Raw genomic sequence first — 21937 nt, 5'->3', positions numbered from 1 at the left:
GCGTTTATTGCAACCCATTGGTCAGGGCCGCTGGGGACAGAGAAGCGAATTGGTGCAACTTGCGTGATGGGCGTCCTATGGAAGTTTATCTGGCGCAGCCGCGCGGCTTCTGTGCGGGCGTGGTGCGTGCGATCGAGATCGTGGAACGGGCCCTGGAGAAATACGGCCCGCCCGTCTACGTGCGCCACGAGATCGTGCATAACAAATACGTGGTCGAGAGCCTGAAGAACAAGGGCGCCATCTTCGTCGAGGAGCTGTCCGAGGTTCCGCCGAAGGCGGTCACGGTCTTCAGCGCCCATGGCGTCGCCCGCAGCGTCGAGGAAGAGGCCGCCGCGCGCGACCTTCCGGTGCTCAATGCCACCTGCCCGCTGGTCACGAAAGTTCACAATCAGGGGAAGCGGTACATCTCCAAGGGCCGCACCCTGATCCTGATCGGCCATGCCGGCCACCCCGAGGTCGAGGGCACGATGGGCCAGGTCCCGGGGCCGGTGCTGCTTGTTCAAAGCGTTGAAGAGGTTAAGGCCCTGACCCTGCCGCCGGATAGCCCAGTGGCCTACATCACCCAGACCACCCTGTCGGTCGACGACACCAGGGACATCATTGCGGCCCTCCAGGCCCGCTTTACAGATATTCAAGGCCCGGATATCCGGGATATCTGCTATGCGACACAGAACCGCCAATCTGCGGTAAGGGACTTGAGCAAGCTGGTCGACGTGATCTTGGTGGTGGGCGCTGCCAACAGCTCGAACTCGAACCGGCTCCGCGAAATCGGCACCGAAGCCGGCGTCGCGAGTTATTTGATTGCCGACGGCAGCGAGCTCAATCCGGAGTGGTTGAAAGATGCCAGGACCGTCGGCGTCACGGCCGGCGCCTCGGCGCCTGAGGTACTCGTGGATGACGTGATCGAAGCGATGCGGCGGATCGGACCGGTCAAGGTCCAGGTGCTCCCCGGTCGCGAGGAAAACATCGAATTCCGGCTTCCGGCCCAACTGGCTGCGAGCTGACCCACCCAGAATTTCAAGCCCAGAAAGAAACGTGTAATGGCAATCCCCTTCTTCAAGGAAATGCGTATCGGCGGCTATTTGCTCAAGCAGAAACTGCTTGGCCGCAAGCGCTACCCGCTCGTGCTGATGCTGGAGCCGCTGTTCCGCTGCAACCTCGCCTGCGTCGGCTGCGGCAAGATCGATTATCCCGACGCGATCCTCAACCGCCGCATGACGGCGCAGGAGTGCTGGGACGCCGCCGACGAGTGCGGCGCGCCGATGGTCGCCATTCCCGGCGGCGAGCCGCTGATCCACAAGGAGATCGGCGAGATCGTGCGCGGCCTCGTCGCGCGCAAGAAGTTCGTCTCGCTCTGCACCAACGCGCTGCTGCTCGAGAAGAAGCTCGATCTGTTCGAGCCCTCGCCCTACCTGTTCTTCTCCGTGCATCTCGACGGCCTGAAGGACCATCACGACAAGGCGGTGTCGCAGAAGGGCGTGTTCGACCGCGCCGTGTCCGCGATCAAGGCGGCCAAGGCGCGCGGCTTCACCGTCAACGTCAACGCCACCATCTTCGACGGCCATCCGGCCGAGGAGATCGCGAAGTTCCTGGACCTCACCGTCGAGCTCGGCGTCGGCGTCTCGATGTCGCCGGGCTATGCCTATGAGCGCGCGCCGGACCAGGAGCACTTCCTCAACCGCACCAAGACCAAGAAGCTGTTCCGCGACGTCTTCGCCATGGGCAAGGGCAAGAAGTGGAACTTCATGCATTCCGGCCTGTTCCTGGACTTCCTCGCCGGCAACCAGGAATACGAGTGCACGCCGTGGGGCATGCCCGCGCGCAACATCTTCGGCTGGCAGAAGCCCTGCTACCTGCTCGGTGAAGGCTACGCAAAAACCTTCAAGGAGCTGATGGACACCACCGACTGGGAAACCTACGGCACCGGCAAGTACGAGAAGTGCGCCGACTGTATGGCCCATTGCGGCTACGAGCCGACAGCAGCGACCGCTGCGCTCAACAACCCGATCAAGGCGATGTGGGTGTCACTGCGCGGCATCAAGACCTCGGGCCCCATGGTGCCGGAGATCGACATGTCGAAGCAGCGCCCGGCGCAGTACATCTTCTCGGAGCAGGTCCAGAAGAAGCTCTCCGAGATCCGCAAGGACGAAGCCGCGGCCGCGCAGGCCAAGGCCGCGCAGAAGGCTTCGACGGCCGCGTAAAGCGCGGGCTACGAACATCGAAACACAAAAGGCCCGGTCGCTAATGGCGACCGGGCCTTTTGCTTGTTCGGCGCGGGCGCCGCCGGAGAGACCAGAGACGGTCCGCAGGCGACGCGCCCTGCCCTCCTCGCCTCGCCCGCTCGGGAGCCCTCCTACAAAAAAATGAAAAACAACCCCATGCACAGTAGAACCGCGGCTGTGGCCCGCACAGGGCCTCCTCCGTCAAACCATTGCCGGCGTTGATCAAATCGGATGCAAACCGGCAAGCATCGCGGCATCTGCGGCACGGGCTGTTTTTCGTAGCCAAACACGCCGTTGGCCGGGCGCGATTCAAGGCGGCGTAAATTTCGCATTTTACGAACACGATTTGACGCGTCGGGCAAAACAGTGGCACTATGCCATGCTGCCCTCTTTCGGAGATCGCTACCGGCTAGCGGCCATAGCACGTAGGATGGGTTGAGCTCTTGCGAAACCCATCTCAATCGTTTCGTTGTGCGTCATGACCGCGTACCGTCGCAACTTCGTTCCGGGTGGATGCTTCTTCTTCACCGTCAATCTGGCGGAGCGGAAGCTATCGCTGACGGATCGCGTCGAGCGGTCAAATGATGACCGCGATTACGGAGAACGGTGATCGAGAAGAGATGGGTTTCGCAAGGGCTCAACCCATCCTACGGGCTTTTGACGGCAATGAGCCAAAACGCCGTTGCCGAGAGAGCTCCAAAAAAGATCCCCAAAAATGTAAATGGAGACAAGAGCAAGTTACTTTGCAGCCCTCTTGCGGAAAGAGATACCCATACGATGATAGAATAGTACGTTAACGCACCCATGCACGCGCCAGCGAACATATAGTGCTGCACCGCTCTGTAGTTGTTGCGTTCGAGATACAAATAGGCAGGAATTCCAAACACGATTGCTGCCGGATACCCTAGCATCGCATTCATGTTTGCGATCCATCGTATGTCGCGGCCCCCCACAAAGAATACTGAGAACAGCCCCAACAGTAAGGTTGGAGTCATCGGCGCGATTGCCAATCCAATCAACACACGGCCTACTCGTCCCATTTGAACCTCTACACAGATTTCGTTCTGAGCCTCAAACGGATAACCAAGCCCGTAGGATGGGTTGAGCTCTTCGCGAAACCCATCCTACGAAGTCACGCAGAAGCCCCCAAAGCAAAAGGCCCGGACGCCAATGGCTACCGGGCCTTTTGTTTTATCAGCGCAAAGACTCCGCTCAGGCCGCCTTCGACACCAGCGCCTCGTTGTCGATCAGCTCGGTGCCGATCAAATAGTCGCGGCAGCCGCGAAGTGAGCGCAGGGCGCGGTTGAAGTCGATGCCGGTCGAGACCAGCGCATGCAGCGTTGCCGGGTTGCGCACGATGCCGCGCAGCACGGCGGCGAGGTCGATCTGGCCGTTCGGCTTGATCGCGGCGCGGGCGAGCGCCGGCAGGGCGCGGTGGGCGGGATCGCTGATGACGCGGACCGCGGCGAAGGGCAGCCCGGCCTCGGCGGCGTAGGCGGCGGCGATGTGGCTTTCCATGTCGACGGCGGAGGCTCCGGTCTCGGAGTGGAGTGCCGCCTTGCAGGAGCTCTTCGTGACCACTTCCTCGGCGCCGGCGAGGCTGCCGCGCACCACGCGGCGGCGGCCGGAGGTCAGGCGCTCGATCAGGTCGTCGCCGAGCGACAGGCCGGCGGCCCAGCGGGTATCGCCGGAGAGCACCTCGGTCGCCAGCACGACGTCGCCGGAACGCAACGTCGGGTCCAGCCCGCCGGCCACGCCGAACGAAATCACGCCGCGAATCGTCTCGGGGTCCACCACCGTCAGCAGCGCCCGCAACTGGGTCGGGCTGCTGGATGAACAGATGACCGCCATGCCAGGCCCGGCCGCAATTCGGGCCTCCTGCACCAATCCGGTCACGATCAGTATCGGCCGCGGGTCGATGGCATTACCCGCGGTAATATAGTCCCCCGTCCCCAAAGTCACATTCCGACCCCTACCACCCTGCTGTTGGTGTTCCGCAAGTTCCGATACCGCGCCAACGCCCACAGCGGAAAGAACTTTGGGTAACCATGATACCGTAGATAGAACACGCGGGGGAAGCCTGTGGCGGTATACCGCTGCTCGTCCCACAGTCCTTTTTCGTTCTGTGTTGCAATCAGGTACTCCACCCCGCGGGCGACGGCCGGGTGATCAACCTCGCCAGCCGCCATCAGGGCAAGCAAAGCCCATGCCGTTTGCGAGGCGGTCGAGGGGGCGGCTTCCCATCCCCGGTAGTCCAGCCGGTAGCTGACGGCGTCCTCGCCCCAGCCGCCGTCGTCGTTCTGGATCGAGGCCAGCCAGTCGGCGGCCTTCCGGATCATGGGGTCGTCGTGGCGGACGCCGGCCATGTTGAGGGCGCAGACCACCGACCAGGTTCCATAGATGAAGTTCATCCCCCAGCGGCCGTACCAGGACCCCTCCGGGTGCTGGGTCTTCCGCAGGTACGCAACGCCGTCGGCCACGTGCTTGCTGGTCTTCTCGGTCTCGCCGAGCTGGGCCAGCATCGAGATGCAGCGCGCGGTGACGTCCTCGGTCGGCGGATCGAGCAGCGCGCCGTGGTCCGAGAACGGGATGTTGTTGAGGTAATATTCGAGGTTGTTGACGTCGAAGGCGGCCCAGCCGCCGTCGTCGCTCTGCATGCCCTCGATCCACTCCCGGCCGCGGGCGATCGCGGCATCGTAGCCGGTCGCGCCGTGCTCCCGGCGCATGCGGTCCATCGACATCACCACCACGGCGGTGTCGTCGAGATCGGGGTAGTGCGCGTTGTTGTACTGGAAGGCCCAGCCGCCCGGACGCACGTCGGGCCGCTTCGCCGCCCAGTCGCCCTTCACCTCGAGCTCCTGCCGCGGGATCAGCCAGTCGAGGCCCTGCTTGGCCGCAGGCACCGCCTTGTCGCCGCCGGCTTCCAGCAGCGCGTGCGCGGTCAGCGTCGTGTCCCACACCGGCGAGACGCAGGGCTGGCAATAGGCTTCGTCCTCGCCGATCACGAGCAGCTTGTCGATGCCGCGGCGCGTGATCGCGCGCGGCGGGAAGTTCTCGTCCTTGCCGAGCGCGTCGTACATCATGACGATGTTGGCCATGGGCGGATAGATCGCGCCCATGCCGTCCTCGCCGTTGAGCCGCTCCTCGGTGAAGGCGAGCGCGGCGTCGATCGCGCGCTTGCGCAGGCTCTTCGGAAACAGCGGCTCGATCACGCGCAAGATCGCATCGAGCGAACGGAAAAGCAGGAACCAGGCCATGCTCTGATGCGGCGCCTTCGCGGTCATGCCGATCGAGCGCGGATCCTGCAGGAACAATTCGTCGATGCCGACGCCCTTCGGATTCCTCGCGCGCGGCTTCAGCGCGGCGATCACCATCAGCGGCACCATGGTGGTGCGCGCCCAGTAGGAAATCTTGTTGAGATGGAACGGCGACCAGAACGGCAGCAGCACGATCTCGATCGGCAGCACCGGCACCGCGCGCCAGGTCACGACGCCGAAGGTTGCGAGCAGGAAGCGGGTGAAGACGTTGCTGTTGATCGCGCCGCCGCGGGCGTGGATCGCCTCGCGCGCACGCACCATGTGCGGGGCATCGACGGAGTCGCCGATCATCTTCAGCGCGAAGTAAGCCTTCACGCTGGCGCTCATGTCGAACTCGCCGTCATGCACCAGCGGCCAGCCGCCATGGGCGCCCTGCACGCGACGCAGGTAATTGCCGATCTTGGCCTCGAGCACGGTGTCGACCGGCTCGGCGAGATAGTGGCGCAGCAGGATGTACTCGGCCGGAATCGTGCAGTCGGCCTCGAGCTCGAACACCCAATGGCCGTCGGACTGCTGGAAGCCGAGGACGCCTTGGGTGGCCGACGCAATGCTCGATTCCAAAGCTTCGCGGCTGGTCGCGTTCACGGAATCCATGTCGCTCGATTGCTCCGATAGTCGATTGAAAGTTGACCGGGACATTGCCCGTCAGGGCCGCTTGTCAGGATCCTTTGGCGGCCAGAACCAGATCGGCGGCGCGGTCACCCGACCGGACCGATCCCTCGATGGTTGCCGGCAATCCCGTAGCAGTCCAGTCGCCGGCGAGGAACAGGTTTTTCAGCGCAGTGGCCGGCCCCGGACGCAGGGCATTCTGGGCAGGCGTCGCCGCAAATGTGGCACGGCGCTCGCGCACGATCTGCCAGGGCGGGAGCTCGCCGGAGACACCGCCCGCCTTGCAGACATCGTCCCAGATCGCCTGCGCGAGTTCCTCGCGCGGCATGTCGACGAGACGATCGCCGTTGCTGATGGTCACCGAGAGCCGGTTCGGGAACGCGAACAGCCATTCCACGACGCCGCCGATCACGCCGAGGATCGGCGCCGAGCCCGGCGGCGGCTCAAAGCGGAAATGCGCGTTCACGATGGCGCGGAATTCGGTCGGCGTCTTCAGGCCCGGCAGCAGGCTCGCTGCCGCGCGCGGCGGCACCGCCATCACGATCACGTCACCCGCACCGAGCTGGATCACATCCTCGCCGCCGAAATTCAGCGCGGTCACCTTGCCGTCGGTGCTGACGAACGAACGCAGCTCATGGCCGAGCTGAACGGAGTGGCCACGCTCATGCAGAAACTTCACGGCGGGCTCGATGAGAACCGCGCTGAGGCCGTCGCGCGCGATCAGCGGACGGCAGGCCTGCCCGCCGGCGAGCAGCGTCTCGCGCACGATCGCGCCGGCGAGCCCGGCCGAGCCTTCGGGCGGATCGACGTTGAGCGCGGCGAGCAGCAGCGGCTGCACCAGGCGCTGGTAGAGGATGCCTTCGGTCGGAATGGACTTGCCGACCAGCGTCTCCTCCGACGCCCAGATCAGCGGCGCCAGCTTGAGATAATCGGTGAGGCCCGTGTCGGGCACGCGGCGGCCTTCATCGAGCACCCAGGTCGGCCAGCGGCCATCGCCGAGATCGATCTGCCAGCGCTGCCCGGTCTTGATATCGACGAAGGGAAACTGTGCGCTGTCAGGGCCGACGAGGCCGGCCTCGGTGCCGATCGCACGCGCATAGGCGCGCGCGTGGCTGTTGCCCGACAGCAGCAGATGATTGCCGTTGTCGATGGTGAGATTGGTGGCGCCGTCGAAATAGGACCGGCAGCGGCCGCCGGCCTGGTGCGTCGCCTCGTGCACGGCGACCTTGAAGCCGGCATTGGCGAGCCGCACGGCGGCGGAGAGGCCGGAAATTCCAGCGCCGATGATGTGAGCTGTGTTTTGCATCAGATGAAAGCGTAACGGAGCAGGATCAGGATGCGTGTGACCTTCGACACACGCACCGGCTCGCGCGGCGCGTTGAAACCGCGCGCGATCAGGAGGTCCAGAATGGAGTGATAGTATTTCGACATGATCCGCGGCGCGCGCACGGCGCGGCGCTTGTTGCGGTTCATGATCTCGTCCGATTTCTCGAAATGCGCTTTGGCGCGCTGCGTCAGCGGCACGCAGACCTTCGGCAGCGCGCGCTCGGCGATCACGCGGTTCGGATCGTTGGAGGTGATGCCGGCATGCAGCAGCGCTTCGCGCGGCAGATAGAGCCGGCCGAGGCCGGCGTCCTCGTCGATGTCGCGCAGGATGTTGGTGAGCTGCAGCGCGCGGCCGAGATGGTAGGCGAGCAGGACGCCGTCTTCTTCCGGCATGCCGAACACCCGTACCGACAGCCGCCCCACGGCGCTGGCGACGCGGTCGCAGTAGAGATCCAGCGTCGCCATGTCGGGCGCGCGGATGTCCTGCGGCACGTCCATCTCCATGCCGTCGACGATGGCCAGGAAATCCTCGCGCTTGAGCCCAAAGGTCTTCACCGAGGCGACGTAGTCCTTCAGCCGCGGCGGCGGATTGCCCTGGTAGAGCGCGTCGATGTCATTGCGCCACTCCTGAAGCGCGGCGAGCCGCTCGTCGCGCGGGCCGTCGGAATCGGCGATGTCGTCGACCTGGCGGCAGAAGCTGTAGATCTGGAACATCGCTTCGCGCTGGTCGTGCGGCAGGATGCGCATCGCGGCATAGAACGAGCTGCCGGATGCGGTCGAGCCATAACTGGCGCCGGGCGTGGTCGCCTCAAGCGTCATGTGCAGTCCCCGGTCTGGAAATGGCCTTGCGTCCGATCGCACGGCGGCCGACTTCGCCGACCATGCCGGCGAGGCTGAAGGTGAGAAGCTCGAACTTGTTCAGGTGTACGCGCTCGCGCAGGGGATCGCGCACCTTGAGCAAGCGCACGATGCGGTCGGCATAGGACTGGATCACCGCGACGTCGACGCCGAGGCGGAAATCCCTGATTTCCGCGGCTAGAGACCTGCCCTCGTCGAGCAGCGCCTCGTTGCGCGCGGCAAGCGACTGCAGGCAGGCCAGCATCGCCGGCGGCGACTGCGCGAGTCCAAGCTGCTCGACGGAGGCGCCGTGTGCTGCCAGCGCATCGCGCGGCAGGTAGACGCGGTTGAGCTCGCGGAAATCCTTGCCGCAATCTTGCAAGTGGTTGTTGATCTGGAGCCCTGCGCAGAGCGCGTCCGATGCGGCCCAGGTCGAGGTGCTCTCGCCATGGACGTCGAGCATGAAGCGGCCGACCGGCATCGCCGAATAGCGGCAATAGTGGATGACCTCGTCCCAGGTCTCGTAGCGCAGCTTGGTCACGTCCATGCGGAACGCGATCAGCACGTCGAGCGCGTGACGCGGCGCCATGCCGCGCTCGGCCAGCGCACGGCGCAGCGTGACGGCCTCAAGCTGGGTGTCGCCCTTGCCGAGCAGCTCCGCCTCCAGCAGGTCGAGATAAGCGAGCTTCTGGTCGGGGGGCAGCGTGGCGTGGTCGGCGATGTCGTCGGCGGTGCGGACGAAATTGTAATAGGCCAGGATCAGGGCGCGATGACGCGGATGAATGATCCAGGACGCGACGGGAAAATTCTCGTCGCGGTCACCCTTGCCGGATCGCAATTCGCTCGCTGAGGTCATCGAGGGCTGGTTAACAATCGTTTGGACAGGAAGGGCTTTTTCGCTCGCGCGGGCTCATGCCGGCGATGCCGCCGCGGCCCCCATATAGGGGAATACGGCCGCAAAACCAATCCTGTCTGTCGATGGCCGCCCTGTGCGGATCGCCCCCGAACAGGCGGCCCGGGGGCCGCCTTGGGTAGGCCAATGGCCGAGCTTACTGGTTGTGGTTCTTCAGGACCTGGTCGCAGGCCTGGGAGATCTTGGCCCGGTTCTCCTTCAGGCAGGCCAGGATGGTGAAATCGCCCTGGTCGATGACCGGACGGCAGAACTTCTGCACATCGCGCGTGCAGGCCTTCTGCTCGGCGTCCGTGCCGCGCCCTTGCTGGGCGAACGCCGCCGTCGAAAGGGATGCCGACAGCAGGGTGAGAGCGACGAGAAGCTTACGCATTGTATTCCTTCATTCTGACGGCAGAATCGCACCGATCCCGGACAGCACTGGGCGGAGAGCCGGAACGGATTGTTCTGATGGCAAGTCGCCGCGAAAGTTGCGGCCTCAGAGAAGGCACAAGCACTGGCAAATGCGGCCAAATTGGCGCCGCCCCCACCAAATCAGGTCTTCCCTGCGCCTTCATTGGCAGATGTAAGAGATTGATACTACATCATAATTCAGAAGGTTCGCATTTTACTGCACGGCTGTTGCAGCGCTGCATCTCTCCGCCCCGCCCTTTCGGCCGGAAACACCCCGAAACAGGGCAAATCGCGTGGCCCGGGCCCTTCGCCGGCGCCCGGTGAACCGCCATCTCTGGTCCCGGCGCGTTGAACCTGAGACAGGCTCGGAACACTAAACCTTCGATGTGGCGAGACGTCCTTAACCCTCAACGGACGTCGTTCCAAAACGGGATATTTGTGATGAAATTCTTTGGACGATCTGGACTGGCAATCACTGCGGCCGGCGTTGGCGCTGCGCTGCTCTTCTCGGTTTCTGCAAGCCATGCACAGTCGTCCGGACCGTTTGCCGGCTTCGACGGCGCGTGGACCGGCACCGGCACGGTCTCGCTGTCCGACGGCTCCACCGAGCGCATCCGCTGCAAGGCAGACTACAAGGTCGCCGGCAGCGGCCTCAACCTCAAGCAGGCCCTGCACTGCGCCTCCGACAGCTACAAGTTCGACCTCACCAGCGACGTGACGAGCCAGGGCGACCGCATCTCCGGCAACTGGAGCGAGGCGAGCCGCAACATCTTCGGCAATCTCCAGGGCACCGCCGGCGGCGGCCAGATCGACGTGTTCGTCGAGGCCAACGGCTTCGCGGCCAATCTGTCGCTGCGCACCAACGGCACCAAGCAGACGGTGCAGATCAGCTCGAAAGGCGAGATCCGCGGCGTCAACATCACGATGACGAAGGGCTGATCGCTCTTCCCAACCGATGAGGAACACGCCCCCGGTTCTCGCGAGCCGGGGGCTTTTTGCTGACATCAACCATTTTGCTGACATGAACCATCTCCGCAGAAACCTGCTCAAAGCCATTGGGCTCTTCGCCGCCAGTCGCGCGTGGGCCAATGATCAACCGTCAATCAAGCGGGAGACGGACATGCAGCCTTCTGCGGTAAAGCCGCGCCACGTACTCTGCTTCCTCGGCAAGGATGACAGCCTGCTGCATCCGCCGAAGGCGGTGACCAGGACGATCGCCGATTTCAACTTCGAGATCGATCGCACCTATTCGCAAGCCAAGCCCGATCCGCGCATGGAGAGGTCGTTCGGCGTGTGCTGGGACCGCGTCTTCCCGAAGGCATGGTCCGCGTCCGACGAGGCCGCCGTGATCAACCACAAATCCGTCCTCTACGTGCGGAGCCCGCCGATGGATCAGCAGAAGGCAGTCGCCTATTCGGCGGCGGCCTTGCGCATCGTCGAGGAAATGATCGAGGCCGGCGCCACCGCCGTGAAGGGTGAGAGCGCGGGCATCGCCCACGGGCTTGCGCGGTGGCGCAGCCTCGCCGATCAGGCACGCAACGGCGCCAAGACCGGCCAGGGCCTCGGCATGACGCTCGCTCTCGCCAAGGCCTGTCGCCTTGCCTTCGCCAAGCGCCCGCTCGGCGGCGATCGCTATTACGAGACCGTCGGCTATCACCTCGTCGGCCTGCCGGAGGTCTATGTCGCGAAATCACGCGGCAACGAATGGTCCGCGGTGATGCTGATGGAGGAGATCGCCAACGCCATGGCCGAGCACGGCGTTGAGGCGACACTGCGCGACCGCAAGCTCACGCTGTCGCGGGAGCAGGACTACGCCGCGGACGATTTCAAATTCAATCCGTACGGGATCGTCCGCATCGAGGCGTGAGTGCGAGGCGGCGTCTGCCGCCCCACGCTCAGATCGCGGGCTTGTCCGGGCCCTGCAACTTGCCGTGCAGGTTGATCAGCCACATCGCCGTCGGCCTGAGGATGAAGAGGTCGGCGACGAGCGCCATCACCATCGAGAAGGCGCTGAGCCAGCCGAACAGCCGCAGCGACGGCAGGTCGGAGAACACGGTGACGACGAGGCCGCAGGCCAGCACCACCGTGGTCAGAATCAGGGCCGGGCCGACCAGCACGGTCGCCCGCTCCACCGCGAGCGCCGAGCCGACGCCCGGCTTGCTCTCGAGCCTGAGGCGATTGAGGAAGTGGATGGTGGCGCTGAGCCCTAAGCCGAACGAGACGGTGAGCGCGACGACGCTGGCGAATTGCAGCCCCTCGCCCATCGCCCACAGCACCGTTCCCGACATCACCACCGGGAAGATGCCCGGCAGGATGCACGCGAACATCACGACCCAGGAACGGAAGGCAAGGCCGATGAAGATCGCGACCAGCGCGAATTCGACGGTGAGGCCGCGGTTCAGCTTCTCGATCATGCTGGCCGAGTTGCGTGCGGCGATGGCGGCGAGGCCGGTCACGGCGACTTCGTAGCCGGGATGCTTCTTGCGGACGGCGTCGAGCTCGGAATCGAGCTTATCGACGATCGGCAGGAGCTGGCTGGAATCCTTGTCCGGCACGCGGCCCGCGACCACGACGGCATCCTGCTCGGCGTCGATGAAACGCCGCACCAGATGCTCGGGGATGACGCTGACATATTCCTTCAGCGTCGCGACGTCGGCGCTGCCGGCCTTTTCCGCCAGCCAGCGGCGCAGGGTCTCGATCGACCAGACGTTGCCGACGCCGGCCGCCTTCTCGACGGTCGCATGCACGTCGGCGATGGTCTGTAGCGTCTCCGGTGAATAGAGCGTCTCACCCTTGGGGAACTGGATCAGCACGTTGACGGGGTTGGCCCCGGTGAGCTTGGCATCGAGCCGGTCGCTGGCGGCGACCGCCTGGCGCTTGTCCGGCACCTGGTCGGCGAGCCGGTAGCGCGGCTCCAGATTGGCGTAGATGACGCCGAGGCCGCCGACGAACAGCACCGCGATCAGGCTGAACAGGCCGGGCCGGCCCACCATGCGCACCGCGATCCAGTAGCAGAAATTGCGCAGCGCCTGGACGCCGGCATCGGCGCCCTGGAACTTGACCGCGAAGACCTTCTCATTGCGCACGAACAGCACGCCGAACACCGGTACCAGCGACAGCACCGCGACCAGCGCGATGATGGTGGCGGCAAGCCCCGCCTCGCCGAACTTGCGGATCAGGTCGGAGTCGGAGAATTGCAGCGCGATGAAGGAAATGCCGGCAGTGCCGTGCGTCAGCACGCAGGCCGGCCCCACCACCAGCACCGCGTTCTTGAACGCGGTGAACTTGTCCTGGCCGGCGATCAGCCGGTCGCGCGCGGCGAAGGTCAGCTGCATCGAGTCCGAGAAGCTGATGACCATGATGAGCGGCGTCATCACGTTCAGGAACATGTTGAGGTTGAAATTGGCCCAGCCGAGCGCGCCGAGCGCCAGCAGGATCGCGATCATCGGCGGGAACGCCGCCGCGATCATGAAGGAGATCTTGCGGAAGAAGATGATGGCGATGATGCAGCCGGCGAGGATGCCGAGGATGTTGTAGGTGAGCCCGTCGCGCTCGACCGCGTTGCGGATCTCGAGCTGCATCACCGGCACGCCGGAGAGCTGCACGTTGAGCCCGGTATCGCTGAGATCTTCCTTCATCAGCGCGCGGATGTCGGCGACGGTCTTGGTCAGCTTGCTGGAGGCGACCACTTCGGGATCGAGCGAGAGCACGATCAGCGCCAGCGTGCCGTCCTCCGACAGCAGCTTGCCGCGGATGATCTCGTTGTTCTTGACGGTTTCGATGAACTTGTCATAGGCCGCGCCCTCGGGCAGCTCGGGCGGGAACAGCGCCGCCGGCAGCTTGCCCGGCGCCGGTGCCTGGCGCGCCGAGAACAGCGAGACGAGGCCACGCGTGCCTTCGACCAGCTGCATGTCGGTGACGAAGTCACGCAGCTTCTCGAGGTTGTTCCGCGCCAGCAGGGTCTTGCCCTCGACCACGACCAGGACGTCGAATTCCTCGGCCGGGAACTTCTTCGTGACCTCTTCATACTGCTTGAATTCGCGTGTGTCGGAACGGAACAGCTGCGACAGCGAATCGTCGATCTTGATCCGGTAGATGCCGAATACGGCGCCGACAATCAGGGCGAGCAGGACGATGCAGGAGACAATCGGGGCCCGGACGGCGATCAGCCCGATGCGCTCCAGCCCGAAGGCGATGGAGGACGCAGGTCCCTGCTCGACCTTGTCGACATGAACCTCACTCTCGCTGTGCTTTTCGAGCATGCCTTGTCCAGTTCCTAAATCGGCTCGGTCTTGTGAGCTTATTGCGCCCCGCGAACGGCTTGAAAACGCCATACCAATGGGAGGCTTGCCCGTTGAAAATGCGCGGAAAATCGCCGGCAGCGGTTTAGCAGGTCAAAAGGCCTTTTCGCAAGCGCACGAAGGGTGGCCGAATCGATCAAGATGCGGCGATTTTGCCGGAATGCCCGTCATTCCGGCAATGCCGTGCCAATTCGACGCGCCGCCCGGTCCGCGCTCTCGTCCTTCAGCGCCACGCCGGTGACCTCCCGGGCCAGGCCCTCGCGGACGAGCCAGGCGATCTTGAAGGCGGCCTCGTCATGGCTCAACCCAGCCTTGTGGATGTTCGACACGCAATTTCGCTCGGCATCGGTGCGGCCGGGCTTCGGCGCGAAGGTCAGATAGGCGCCGAGACTGTCGGGCGCGGACAGGCCGGGCCGTTCGCCGATCAGCATGAGGGCCATGCGCGCGCCGAGAATCGCACCGATCTCGTCGCCGAGCGCGACGCGCGCGCCTGAGGCGACGACGACATGGTCGAGCGCGACAACGTCGCCCTCCGCGAGCAACGGCAGCAGGCGCGCCACCAGCGTCACCGCGTGGGCGTGGACCGCCGCCGCCGACAGGCCGTCGCCGATCACGAGCGCCAGCTGGCATGGCCCGGCAGTGCCTCGCGCGAGAGTTTTGGCGGAGCCTGAATCGAGCTGTCGTCCGAGATCGGGGCGCCGCAGATAGTCCCTGCGGTCGACGGCCTGGCTCCTCACCTCGCTGACGGCAAGTCCAAGCGCGCCGAGATCGGCGACCAGGCGCGGCGCATCGAAGGCCGCATGCACGGCATCGCGGGCACGGGCATGGTCCAGCGTGAAGTCGAGCAGCGCTGTGGTCGGCAGGCTTGCGCCGCTACGCCCGAGCGCGACGCGCGCGGGCGTGAACGACCTGAGGTCGAGAATGGGGCGGGCCGGAACGGATCTGTCACTCATTCGGCGGGAACGGCAGCCTCGCGCAGCCGGATCGAATAGTTCGAGGCGTTCTGTTTGCCGCTGGAAGCCGCGCGCGCAAAGGTGATGAGATGGTGCGCGATCAGGGTGCAGCCGATCAGGCCTTCCATGTCGCCATGCTTGATGCGTCCGAGCGCGAACTTCCAGAACACGCGCTTGTAGTCGCCGAGCACGCCGACCTTCCAGAAGATGTTGCGCAGCATGACGAGGCCACGCCGGATGTTGGGCCAGGTCTTCATCTCGTCCGGCACCGGCACCTTGAGGCGGTGTACATAGACGTGGTCGCATTGATACTGGAAGCGCGCATAGACCTTCTCGGGCTCGTAAGCGACCGCCATGGCGTGCTTCCAGGATGCGACGACCTCGTCATAGGGCAACAGGAAGTCGACGTTGGAATCGCGCCCGTCGTCCTCGACCAGGCGCCCTTCCTTCTCCAGACGGTCCCACAGCGGCGTCTTCGGCAGCGCCTGGAGCAGGTTGATGGTGAGCAGTGGAATCCGGGACTCCTCGACGAAGGCGAGCAGCGCCTCCGACGTGTTCGGCTTGTCGGTGTCGAGCCCCATGATGATGCCGGACACCACCTCCATGCCGTAGGAGTTGATGGTGTGCACACCCTCCAGGATCGGGACCATCATGTTGTGGTCCTTGTGCATCGCCTTCAGGGCATCGGGGTCGGGCGTCTCGATGCCGCAGAAGATGGTGATGAAATAGGCCTCGCGCATCTTCTCGAGGATCTCGGGGCGCTTGGCGATGTTGAGCGTCGCCTCGCAGGCGAGCCGCACCACGTAGCCCGTCCGCTTCTGCCATTCGATCAGATGCGGCAGCAGATCCATCGCCGCCTTGCGGTTACCGATGAAATTGTCGTCGACGAAATAGACCGTGTCGGTCATGCCGCATTCGCGCAGGCGGTCGAGCTCGGCGATGATCTGCTCCGGCGTCTTGATGCGCGGATTGCGCCCGTACAGGCCGGGGATGTCGCAGAACTCGCACTGATAGGGACAGCCGCTGGAATACTGGATGCTGCCGAGGAAGTATCTCTTCACGTCGGCGAGCTCGTAGGCCGGGATCGGGAATTCCGTCATCGGCACCCGGTCCTTGGTGGTGAGGACCACCTGTTCGTCAGGACGCGAGGTGTCGCGCGAGAGGATCTCGATCAGCTGGTTGGTGGCATCGCCGAGTTCGCCGACATGGAGATAGTCGAACGACGGATAATAGTCCGGACAGGCGCTGACGGAGGGACCGCCGAGCGCGACCGGCAGATCGAACTCATGGGCGCGGCGGCAGATGTCGTTCATCTGCTGGCGCTGGATATGCATGCCGCTGACGAAGACAATCTCCGCCCATTCGAACTCTTCCTTGGTCGTGCGGCGGAGGTTCTCGTCGACGAATTTGACCTGCCATTCCTTCGGAAGATAAGCGGAGATCAGCAGCAGGCCCTGCGGCGGCATGAAGGCGCGGACGCCATCGGTCAGGGGATAGGAATGCTCGAACGTACCGAACGAGGACGTGTAGCGCGGAAATACGCAGAGAATCCGCCGGGACGTACCGTTGCTTTCAGCTCGCATCTAAGCTCCCCCGCCACACTCGACCTGGTTGCGGAAATTGCCAGCCAGACACATAGCGTAATGCTGTCGCCGGAATTTCTCAATATTGTGGCATGAGCTTAATTCCGAGGGGGACCAATGGTTTCCTGGGGGACTCCCGGCCGCGTCACGCGATCAGCCGCGAGGCGAAATCGGGTAGCAGGCCTGCATCGCCGGCCAGGCGGAAATCGGCACCCGCAATGCCCGATTGCACCAGCCAGTCGTCGAATTCCGGCGCGCGGCGCAAGGCGAAGACGTCGCGGACATAGAGCGCGTCGTGAAAAGACGTCGACTGGTAGTTCAGCATGACGTCGTCGGCGCCGGGCACGCCCATGATGAAGGTGACGCCGGCAGCCGCAAGCAGCGTCAGCAGATTGTCCATGTCGTCCTGGTCCGCTTCGGCATGGTTGGTGTAGCAGATGTCGATCCCGAGCGGCAGGCCGAGCAGCTTGCCGCAAAAATGATCCTCCAGGCCCGCCCGGATGATCTCCTTGCCGTCATAGAGATATTCCGGGCCGATGAAGCCGACGACGCTGTTGACGAGGAGCGGCGCAAAGGCGCGGGCGACCGCATAGGCGCGGGCCTCGCAGGTCTGCTGGTCGACGCCGTGATGGGCGCCCGCCGACAGCGCCGAACCCTGCCCGGTCTCGAAATACATCACGTTCTGCCCGACCGTGCCGCGCCTCTGCGACAGGCCGGCCTCCTGCCCCTCCTTCAGCAGCGCGAGGTCGATGCCAAAGCTGCGGTTGGCGGCCTCGGTGCCGGCGACCGACTGGAAGACGAGATCGACCGGCACGCCCTGCCCGATCAGCGACAGCGTCGTCGTGACATGGGTGAGCACGCAAGCCTGCGTCGGGATCTTCAGCCGCGCGATGATCTCGTCCAGCAGCCGCAGCAATTGGGCGATGACGGCGGGATCGTCGCTGGCCGGGTTGATGCCGATACAGGCATCGCCGGCCCCCAGCAGGATGCCATCGAGGATCGAGGCGGTGATGCCCCTGGCATCGTCGAACGGATGGTTGGGCTGCAGCCGCGTGCTCATCCGCCCCTTCAGGCCGATGGTATTGCGGAAGGCAGTGACAACTTCGCATTTCCGCGCTGCCAGGATCAGGTCCTGGTTGCGCATCAGTTTCGACACGGCGGCCGCCATCTCCGGGGTGATGCCTGGTGCCAGCTTGCGCAGGATGTCGGGCGTTGCAGCGTCCGACAGCAGCCAGTCACGAAAGGCGCCGACGGTCAGCGATGCCACCGGCGCAAAGGCCCTGGCGTCATGGCTGTCGATGACGAGGCGGGTGACCTCGTCGGTCTCATAGGGAATGACGGCTTCCTGCAGGAACTGCCCGAGCGGCACATCCGCCAGCGCCATCCGCGCCGCGATCATCTGCTCGGCGCTGGCAGCGGCAATTCCTGCCAGCCGGTCGCCGGAGCGCGGCGGGGTCGCCTTGGCGAGCAGGTCGCGCAGATCGGGGAATGTGTAGGTCGTGGCGTCGATGGTGTGGCGGTAGACCAAGGGCCTCTCCGGGACTCGTCGGCCAACGGCCGACTCCAGCACTATCCTGAAACTCTACCTCCAGATCAAGACGCTGAAATAACTTACCTTTCTTTCGACTAAGGACGAAGGCAGCCAAGGGGCGCGTTAACGCCGCGTCCATCTTCGTTCCGCATAGTTTTGCATCAATTTCGCTCGAACTGCGCTCACCGGCCGCTTCAGGCCATTCCGGGCACCTGAACACCATGACATCCGACCGATCTGGGAATGCCGCCGGCCTGGCTGGCCGTTTCACGCTTGCCACCAAGCTCTACGCGATCTTCGCGCTGTTCGCGCTGCTCACGGCGGCGATCGCGATGCTGTCCGACTACAACAGCCGCCGCAGCGCCGAGCTGACCAGCGCGATCGAGACCGCGAATGCGGCCGCGCTGAACGTCGAGCGCGTCAACTCGCTGGTCTATGCGGTGGTGATGGAATCGCGCGGCGTCTACATGTCGACCGAGCCCGCCGTGGTGAAGAAATACGGCGAAGGCCTGCTCAAGTTCAACGCCCAGATCCTCGAAGTCGTGAAGCGCTGGGAAACCATCGTCAAAGCCGACGATGCCGAGCAGTTCGCGACCTTCAAGAAGCGCATCGAGCAGTTCGTCGACTTCCGCAAGGAGCTGGTGCGACGCGGCATCGAGATCAACGCGGCCGCGGGTCGCGAATGGGGCGACAACGACGCCAACCGCGCGGTGCGCTCGGCGCTGAACAAGGATCTCGAGGCGCTGTCCAAGGTCTATGCCGAGCGCGCCAGGCAGATCGCCCAGCAAACCGAGACCAACCGCACCCTGTCCTTCGTCCTGACCTGCCTCGGCGGCGTGGCGCTGGCCCTCGTCGTGATCGGCATCGTCATCATCGCCCGCTCGATCGCCCGGCCGCTCGCCGCGATCACCGCGACCATCAAGCAGGTCGCCGACGGCGCCGAGAACGTCGAGGTACCGCACTCCGACCGCGCCGACGAGATCGGCGCACTCGCCCGCGCGATCCAGGTGTTTCAGGACGCGATGGGGCGTAACCGCAACCTTGCCTCGCAGGTCTCGCAGGACTCCGCCGCGCGCGAGGCGCGCAGCCGTCACATCGAGCAATCCGTCGAAGCATTCCGCGAGGCGATCGGCGCGATCATGCGCGGGCTCAGCGACAACGCCTCCGTCATGCGCGAGACCGCGCAGACCATCACCCGCGTCACGGCCGACGCGAGCAGCCGCGCCGGCACGGCGGCGAGCGCCACCGAGCAGGCCTCGCACAATGTCACGGCGGTCGCGGGCGCGGCCGAGGAGCTGTCGGCCTCCGTCGAGGAGATCGGCCGCCAGGTGCGGCAGAGCGCCGGTGCGGTCGAGCAGACCGGCCAGCGCACCGAGAAATCGATAGCGGAGATCGAAAGCCTTGCGGCTGCGACCCAGCGCATCGACGGCGTGCTCAGCCTGATCCAGGCGATCGCCGAGCAGACCAACCTGCTCGCGCTCAACGCCACCATCGAGGCCGCACGCGCCGGCGATGCCGGCCGCGGCTTTGCCGTCGTTGCCCACGAGGTCAAGGCACTGGCGGGACAGACCGCGAAAGCGACCGCCGACATCAGCGAGAACGTCGCGATGATCCAGGCCTCCACCCGCAACGCGGTCGACGCCGTGCGCGAGATCGGCGGCGCGGTGCGCGAGATCAACGAGGTCACCTCAGCCATCGCCGGCGCCGTCGGCCAGCAGGACCAGGCCACGCGCGAAATCTCGTCCAATGCGCAATCGGCCGCGCAAGGCAACGAGACCCTCGTCGCCAACATCACCTCGCTGCGCGACGCCATCGGTGAGACCGACACGGCGGCCGCGTCCGTGCTGACGGCGGCAAGCAGTCTGACCGAGACGGCGGCGACGCTGTCGCGGGAGGTGGAGACGTTCTTCCAGAACCTGCGCTCGGGCGCGGCGGACGGTCGCATCGCCAGGGCTGGGTGACGGACGCGTCACGCGCCGCCGCCAACGCAGCATAGACATGCGCGCGGGCCAAGAAAGTATCCTGCGAGACGCGGGCGGCCATGCGGAGAACACGATCTTGACCGCAGCGATTAGGTCGCGCATCGCCGAAATTCCCGCCGGTCCCGTTCACGGCGGCAGCCGGGCTGCTACCTGCTTGACGACCTCGGTAGTGGATAGGGATCGACGGGACCGCGCGAAGACGAAGCGGGATGTCGTCGGGATGCCCGCTTCGGCTCTGCCGTCCTGGCCGATCAGGATCAATCCGGCTCCACCATTTGCCACATTCAGAATAATCGGCTCGCCACTCCACGTCTTGATCGGCTCCATTGCGATGATGAGAAATTCACCCATCGGCTGGTCGAGATATTGGATGCGCAATTGCGGGCCGACCTCTGCCGCAACTAGCTCAAAGCCGAATTCCCGAGCGCGCGCGTAAACGTCGGCCAAGGTCGCCGTGTCGGACGTAAACCCAAGCTGGACCGGCGATACGACCACGAGCTCCACTTCGGTCTTTTGCGAGCTGACGGTGAATGCCGGTCGAGCGAGGATTTCAGCGGCCTGCCCACCGACATTGCAGCCCATTCCATGCAGCTCGTTGCGCAACCTGATCGGGTTAGCGAAGCCGCCGATTGCAATCGTCTTCCATGTCGCAACATCGCGGGCCGACTTGATGGGCTGCCGGGATGCTTGCGCGGAATGCATCTTGAACGTCAGCTGATTCCGCAGAACGTTGCGGGGCGCACATTGGGCCGACGCGGTGCTTGCGAATTGAACGAGGCAGGCTGCACATGACATGGAAACCATGAGGCAGCGGCTCAATCGTCTTGCATTCAAATGATCGTTGCCTGCCCTGCAATTGGCTCGGCTTGTCGGAATAGACATGGCGAAATCGCTTTTTCGATAGCGCTCGGCAAAGAAGCCCGCCTCCGGGTCGATGGAAAGCACGAGGGAAATGACGTCCATGAACATTGCCCGGCAACACTGAAATGCGTTCGACGGCGGGCTCGAGGTATTCAAATATTGCAATTTCCAAACGGCAGGCGGCAGTTCTCAAGTCGATCACCCGCCTCATCAGACCTAACGGGAATGATGGAGTTGAAGGATAGCACCGAGGTCACATCGGCTCAACAGCGCGGTACACACCCAGTTCGTGGGGTCCGCTGCGGACAGCTCGGGATTGGCAGACTCGCCGGTCGTGATACGATCACCGACATTGAAGTGCCGTCGTCAGACAGCTAGGCGCGATAGGGCAGTAATCATGCCATTCCGCTCTCCATGGTCCACATCTGCGATCGACAAGTTCGCCACCGGCAGTGCCGACCTGCTGATCCTGGTCGGCCGCATCCTGCTTGCCTGGGTCTTCGTCGGAAGCGTGTACGGTGCGCTTGGCAACTTCAGCGGCTCGGTCGGCTATTTCCGGTCGCTGCACGTTCCCGCGCCGCTGCTGTTCACGACGGCCACCGTCGCGCTGGAAATATTGATGTCGGCTTGTTTGATCTTCGGCGTTGGCACGCGCTACTGTGCAATCGTGATGTTTCTGTTCGTATTCTCGGCGACTGCGATCGGACATCGTTACTGGGAATATCCCGCCGGTGCGCAACAGATCGGGCAGTACAATCATTTCCTGAAGAACATCTCGATCATGGGCGGCGCTCTGTTGATCTTCGTCACCGGAGCGGGCCGATTTTCCCTCGATCGAAGACTGGCGGGCTAGCGGCGTCGCTGGTTTCAGCCTCACGGCGCAAGTGTCTTCGCCACGCGCAGAGCAGCGAGTGCGCTGAGGCAACACGATGTGGCCTCGAAGGAAGGCCGTTACCGCATCACTTCGCTCTTGGCCTGAAGGCAACCTCGAGCAGATGGCCGAAGCGTTTCGAGAGCGGCTTCAAGAGCTCACCCATGATCCTGAAGAGAAGCATCAGCCACGTCGCCGCCGCGGCACACCACAACAGGCTTTCCAATGTCTCGGGCATGAA

Annotated in this window: 19 protein-coding genes; 6 read left to right on the top strand and 13 right to left on the bottom strand. The window is 64.3% G+C overall.

Annotation, left to right across the window (positions count from 1 at the left end):
- Positions 1-77: 77 nt before the first annotated feature.
- Together ispH and hpnH are read left to right on the top strand one after the other, a co-directional pair.
- Positions 78-1004 carry a 4-hydroxy-3-methylbut-2-enyl diphosphate reductase gene (gene ispH, locus JQ603_RS27095; protein ID WP_212343724.1) on the top strand — a complete coding sequence of 309 codons (927 nt, stop codon included), beginning with the start codon at positions 78-80 and terminating at the stop codon, positions 1002-1004.
- Positions 1005-1040: 36 nt separating this feature from the next.
- Positions 1041-2201, top strand: a complete 1161-nt coding sequence (gene hpnH, locus JQ603_RS27090; RefSeq protein WP_212343723.1) for an adenosyl-hopene transferase HpnH — start codon at positions 1041-1043, stop codon at positions 2199-2201.
- A 668-nt stretch (positions 2202-2869) separates the two neighbouring features.
- Here hpnH and JQ603_RS27085 read toward each other — a convergent pair.
- The 7 genes from JQ603_RS27085 to JQ603_RS27055 all read right to left on the bottom strand — a co-directional run bounded on the left by JQ603_RS27085 (position 2870) and on the right by JQ603_RS27055 (position 9594).
- The gene (locus tag JQ603_RS27085; RefSeq protein WP_212343722.1) at positions 2870-3244 is read right to left on the bottom strand and encodes a hypothetical protein; all 375 of its coding nucleotides are present in this window, start codon (positions 3242-3244) and stop codon (positions 2870-2872) included.
- A 190-nt stretch (positions 3245-3434) separates the two neighbouring features.
- The gene (locus JQ603_RS27080) at positions 3435-4184 is read right to left on the bottom strand and encodes a phosphorylase (RefSeq protein WP_212343721.1); all 750 of its coding nucleotides are present in this window, start codon (positions 4182-4184) and stop codon (positions 3435-3437) included.
- On the bottom strand, positions 4181-6133 hold the full coding sequence (gene shc, locus JQ603_RS27075) for a squalene--hopene cyclase (protein WP_212343720.1): 1953 nt from the start codon (positions 6131-6133) through the stop codon (positions 4181-4183). The genes JQ603_RS27080 and shc overlap by 4 nt, the downstream gene beginning before the upstream one ends.
- 64 nt (positions 6134-6197) lie before the next feature.
- Positions 6198-7454, bottom strand: a complete 1257-nt coding sequence (hpnE, locus tag JQ603_RS27070; RefSeq protein ID WP_212343719.1) for a hydroxysqualene dehydroxylase HpnE — start codon at positions 7452-7454, stop codon at positions 6198-6200.
- Complete coding sequence (gene hpnD, locus JQ603_RS27065; RefSeq protein WP_212343718.1) at positions 7454-8293, bottom strand: presqualene diphosphate synthase HpnD; 840 nt, start codon at positions 8291-8293, stop codon at positions 7454-7456. The genes hpnE and hpnD overlap by 1 nt, the downstream gene beginning before the upstream one ends.
- A complete protein-coding gene (gene hpnC, locus JQ603_RS27060) occupies positions 8283-9167 on the bottom strand; it encodes a squalene synthase HpnC (RefSeq protein ID WP_212343717.1) in 885 nt (294 codons plus the stop codon). Before hpnC ends, hpnD begins: the two co-directional genes overlap by 11 nt.
- A gap of 193 nt (positions 9168-9360) precedes the next feature.
- The gene (locus tag JQ603_RS27055) at positions 9361-9594 is read right to left on the bottom strand and encodes a hypothetical protein (protein ID WP_008553259.1); all 234 of its coding nucleotides are present in this window, start codon (positions 9592-9594) and stop codon (positions 9361-9363) included.
- A gap of 461 nt (positions 9595-10055) precedes the next feature.
- Between JQ603_RS27055 and JQ603_RS27050 the strand changes: the two genes are divergently transcribed.
- Both JQ603_RS27050 and JQ603_RS27045 read left to right on the top strand, forming a co-directional pair.
- Positions 10056-10553 carry a hypothetical protein gene (locus JQ603_RS27050; RefSeq protein WP_018648252.1) on the top strand — a complete coding sequence of 166 codons (498 nt, stop codon included), beginning with the start codon at positions 10056-10058 and terminating at the stop codon, positions 10551-10553.
- An 82-nt stretch (positions 10554-10635) separates the two neighbouring features.
- Positions 10636-11481 carry a hypothetical protein gene (locus JQ603_RS27045; RefSeq protein WP_212343716.1) on the top strand — a complete coding sequence of 282 codons (846 nt, stop codon included), beginning with the start codon at positions 10636-10638 and terminating at the stop codon, positions 11479-11481.
- A 28-nt stretch (positions 11482-11509) separates the two neighbouring features.
- On the opposite strand, the gene JQ603_RS27040 is transcribed toward JQ603_RS27045, so the two are convergent.
- From JQ603_RS27040 to JQ603_RS27025, 4 genes are all read right to left on the bottom strand, one after another.
- Positions 11510-13876, bottom strand: coding sequence for an efflux RND transporter permease subunit (locus JQ603_RS27040; protein ID WP_212343715.1), 2367 nt, complete (start codon positions 13874-13876; stop codon positions 11510-11512).
- A gap of 206 nt (positions 13877-14082) precedes the next feature.
- Complete coding sequence (gene eutC, locus JQ603_RS27035; RefSeq protein WP_212343714.1) at positions 14083-14868, bottom strand: ethanolamine ammonia-lyase subunit EutC; 786 nt, start codon at positions 14866-14868, stop codon at positions 14083-14085.
- A complete protein-coding gene (locus JQ603_RS27030; protein WP_212343713.1) occupies positions 14865-16451 on the bottom strand; it encodes a B12-binding domain-containing radical SAM protein in 1587 nt (528 codons plus the stop codon). Before JQ603_RS27030 ends, eutC begins: the two co-directional genes overlap by 4 nt.
- A 145-nt stretch (positions 16452-16596) precedes the next feature.
- A complete protein-coding gene (locus tag JQ603_RS27025; protein ID WP_212343712.1) occupies positions 16597-17979 on the bottom strand; it encodes an ethanolamine ammonia-lyase subunit EutB in 1383 nt (460 codons plus the stop codon).
- A gap of 224 nt (positions 17980-18203) precedes the next feature.
- Here JQ603_RS27025 and JQ603_RS27020 point away from each other — a divergent pair, with 224 nt between their 5' ends.
- Positions 18204-19943: a methyl-accepting chemotaxis protein gene (locus JQ603_RS27020; protein ID WP_212343711.1), complete on the top strand. Its 1740-nt coding sequence runs from the start codon at positions 18204-18206 to the stop codon at positions 19941-19943.
- 147 nt (positions 19944-20090) lie between these two features.
- Here the strand turns inward: JQ603_RS27020 and JQ603_RS27015 are convergent, their stop codons facing one another.
- Positions 20091-20927: a hypothetical protein gene (locus JQ603_RS27015; RefSeq protein WP_245003859.1), complete on the bottom strand. Its 837-nt coding sequence runs from the start codon at positions 20925-20927 to the stop codon at positions 20091-20093.
- Positions 20928-21222: 295 nt separating this feature from the next.
- Here JQ603_RS27015 and JQ603_RS27010 point away from each other — a divergent pair, with 295 nt between their 5' ends.
- The gene (locus tag JQ603_RS27010; protein WP_212343710.1) at positions 21223-21678 is read left to right on the top strand and encodes a DoxX family protein; all 456 of its coding nucleotides are present in this window, start codon (positions 21223-21225) and stop codon (positions 21676-21678) included.
- Positions 21679-21784: 106 nt separating this feature from the next.
- Here JQ603_RS27010 and JQ603_RS27005 read toward each other — a convergent pair whose 3' ends face one another.
- Positions 21785-21934, bottom strand: a complete 150-nt coding sequence (locus JQ603_RS27005) for a hypothetical protein (protein WP_212343709.1) — start codon at positions 21932-21934, stop codon at positions 21785-21787.
- Positions 21935-21937: the final 3 nt, after the last annotated feature.

The organism is Bradyrhizobium liaoningense (assembly GCF_018130825.1).
In the GTDB taxonomy this organism is placed as follows: domain Bacteria; phylum Pseudomonadota; class Alphaproteobacteria; order Rhizobiales; family Xanthobacteraceae; genus Bradyrhizobium; species Bradyrhizobium liaoningense_B.
This window is presented reverse-complemented; position numbering and strand designations above follow the sequence as displayed.

What these genes read in the sequence shown, in the direction of transcription:
- ispH (WP_212343724.1), top strand. Translation starts at nt 78, where the DNA reads ATGGAAGTTTATCTGGCGCAGCCGCGCGGCTTCTGTGCGGGCGTGGTG.
- hpnH (WP_212343723.1), top strand. Translation starts at nt 1,041, where the DNA reads ATGGCAATCCCCTTCTTCAAGGAAATGCGTATCGGCGGCTATTTGCTC.
- shc (WP_212343720.1), bottom strand. Translation starts at nt 6,133, where the DNA reads ATGGATTCCGTGAACGCGACCAGCCGCGAAGCTTTGGAATCGAGCATT.
- hpnE (WP_212343719.1), bottom strand. Translation starts at nt 7,454, where the DNA reads ATGCAAAACACAGCTCACATCATCGGCGCTGGAATTTCCGGCCTCTCC.
- hpnD (WP_212343718.1), bottom strand. Translation starts at nt 8,293, where the DNA reads ATGACGCTTGAGGCGACCACGCCCGGCGCCAGTTATGGCTCGACCGCA.
- hpnC (WP_212343717.1), bottom strand. Translation starts at nt 9,167, where the DNA reads ATGACCTCAGCGAGCGAATTGCGATCCGGCAAGGGTGACCGCGACGAG.
- JQ603_RS27055 (WP_008553259.1), bottom strand. Translation starts at nt 9,594, where the DNA reads ATGCGTAAGCTTCTCGTCGCTCTCACCCTGCTGTCGGCATCCCTTTCG.
- JQ603_RS27050 (WP_018648252.1), top strand. Translation starts at nt 10,056, where the DNA reads ATGAAATTCTTTGGACGATCTGGACTGGCAATCACTGCGGCCGGCGTT.
- JQ603_RS27045 (WP_212343716.1), top strand. Translation starts at nt 10,636, where the DNA reads ATGAACCATCTCCGCAGAAACCTGCTCAAAGCCATTGGGCTCTTCGCC.
- JQ603_RS27040 (WP_212343715.1), bottom strand. Translation starts at nt 13,876, where the DNA reads ATGCTCGAAAAGCACAGCGAGAGTGAGGTTCATGTCGACAAGGTCGAG.
- eutC (WP_212343714.1), bottom strand. Translation starts at nt 14,868, where the DNA reads ATGAGTGACAGATCCGTTCCGGCCCGCCCCATTCTCGACCTCAGGTCG.
- JQ603_RS27030 (WP_212343713.1), bottom strand. Translation starts at nt 16,451, where the DNA reads ATGCGAGCTGAAAGCAACGGTACGTCCCGGCGGATTCTCTGCGTATTT.
- JQ603_RS27020 (WP_212343711.1), top strand. Translation starts at nt 18,204, where the DNA reads ATGACATCCGACCGATCTGGGAATGCCGCCGGCCTGGCTGGCCGTTTC.
- JQ603_RS27015 (WP_245003859.1), bottom strand. Translation starts at nt 20,927, where the DNA reads ATGGACGTCATTTCCCTCGTGCTTTCCATCGACCCGGAGGCGGGCTTC.
- JQ603_RS27010 (WP_212343710.1), top strand. Translation starts at nt 21,223, where the DNA reads ATGCCATTCCGCTCTCCATGGTCCACATCTGCGATCGACAAGTTCGCC.
- JQ603_RS27005 (WP_212343709.1), bottom strand. Translation starts at nt 21,934, where the DNA reads ATGCCCGAGACATTGGAAAGCCTGTTGTGGTGTGCCGCGGCGGCGACG.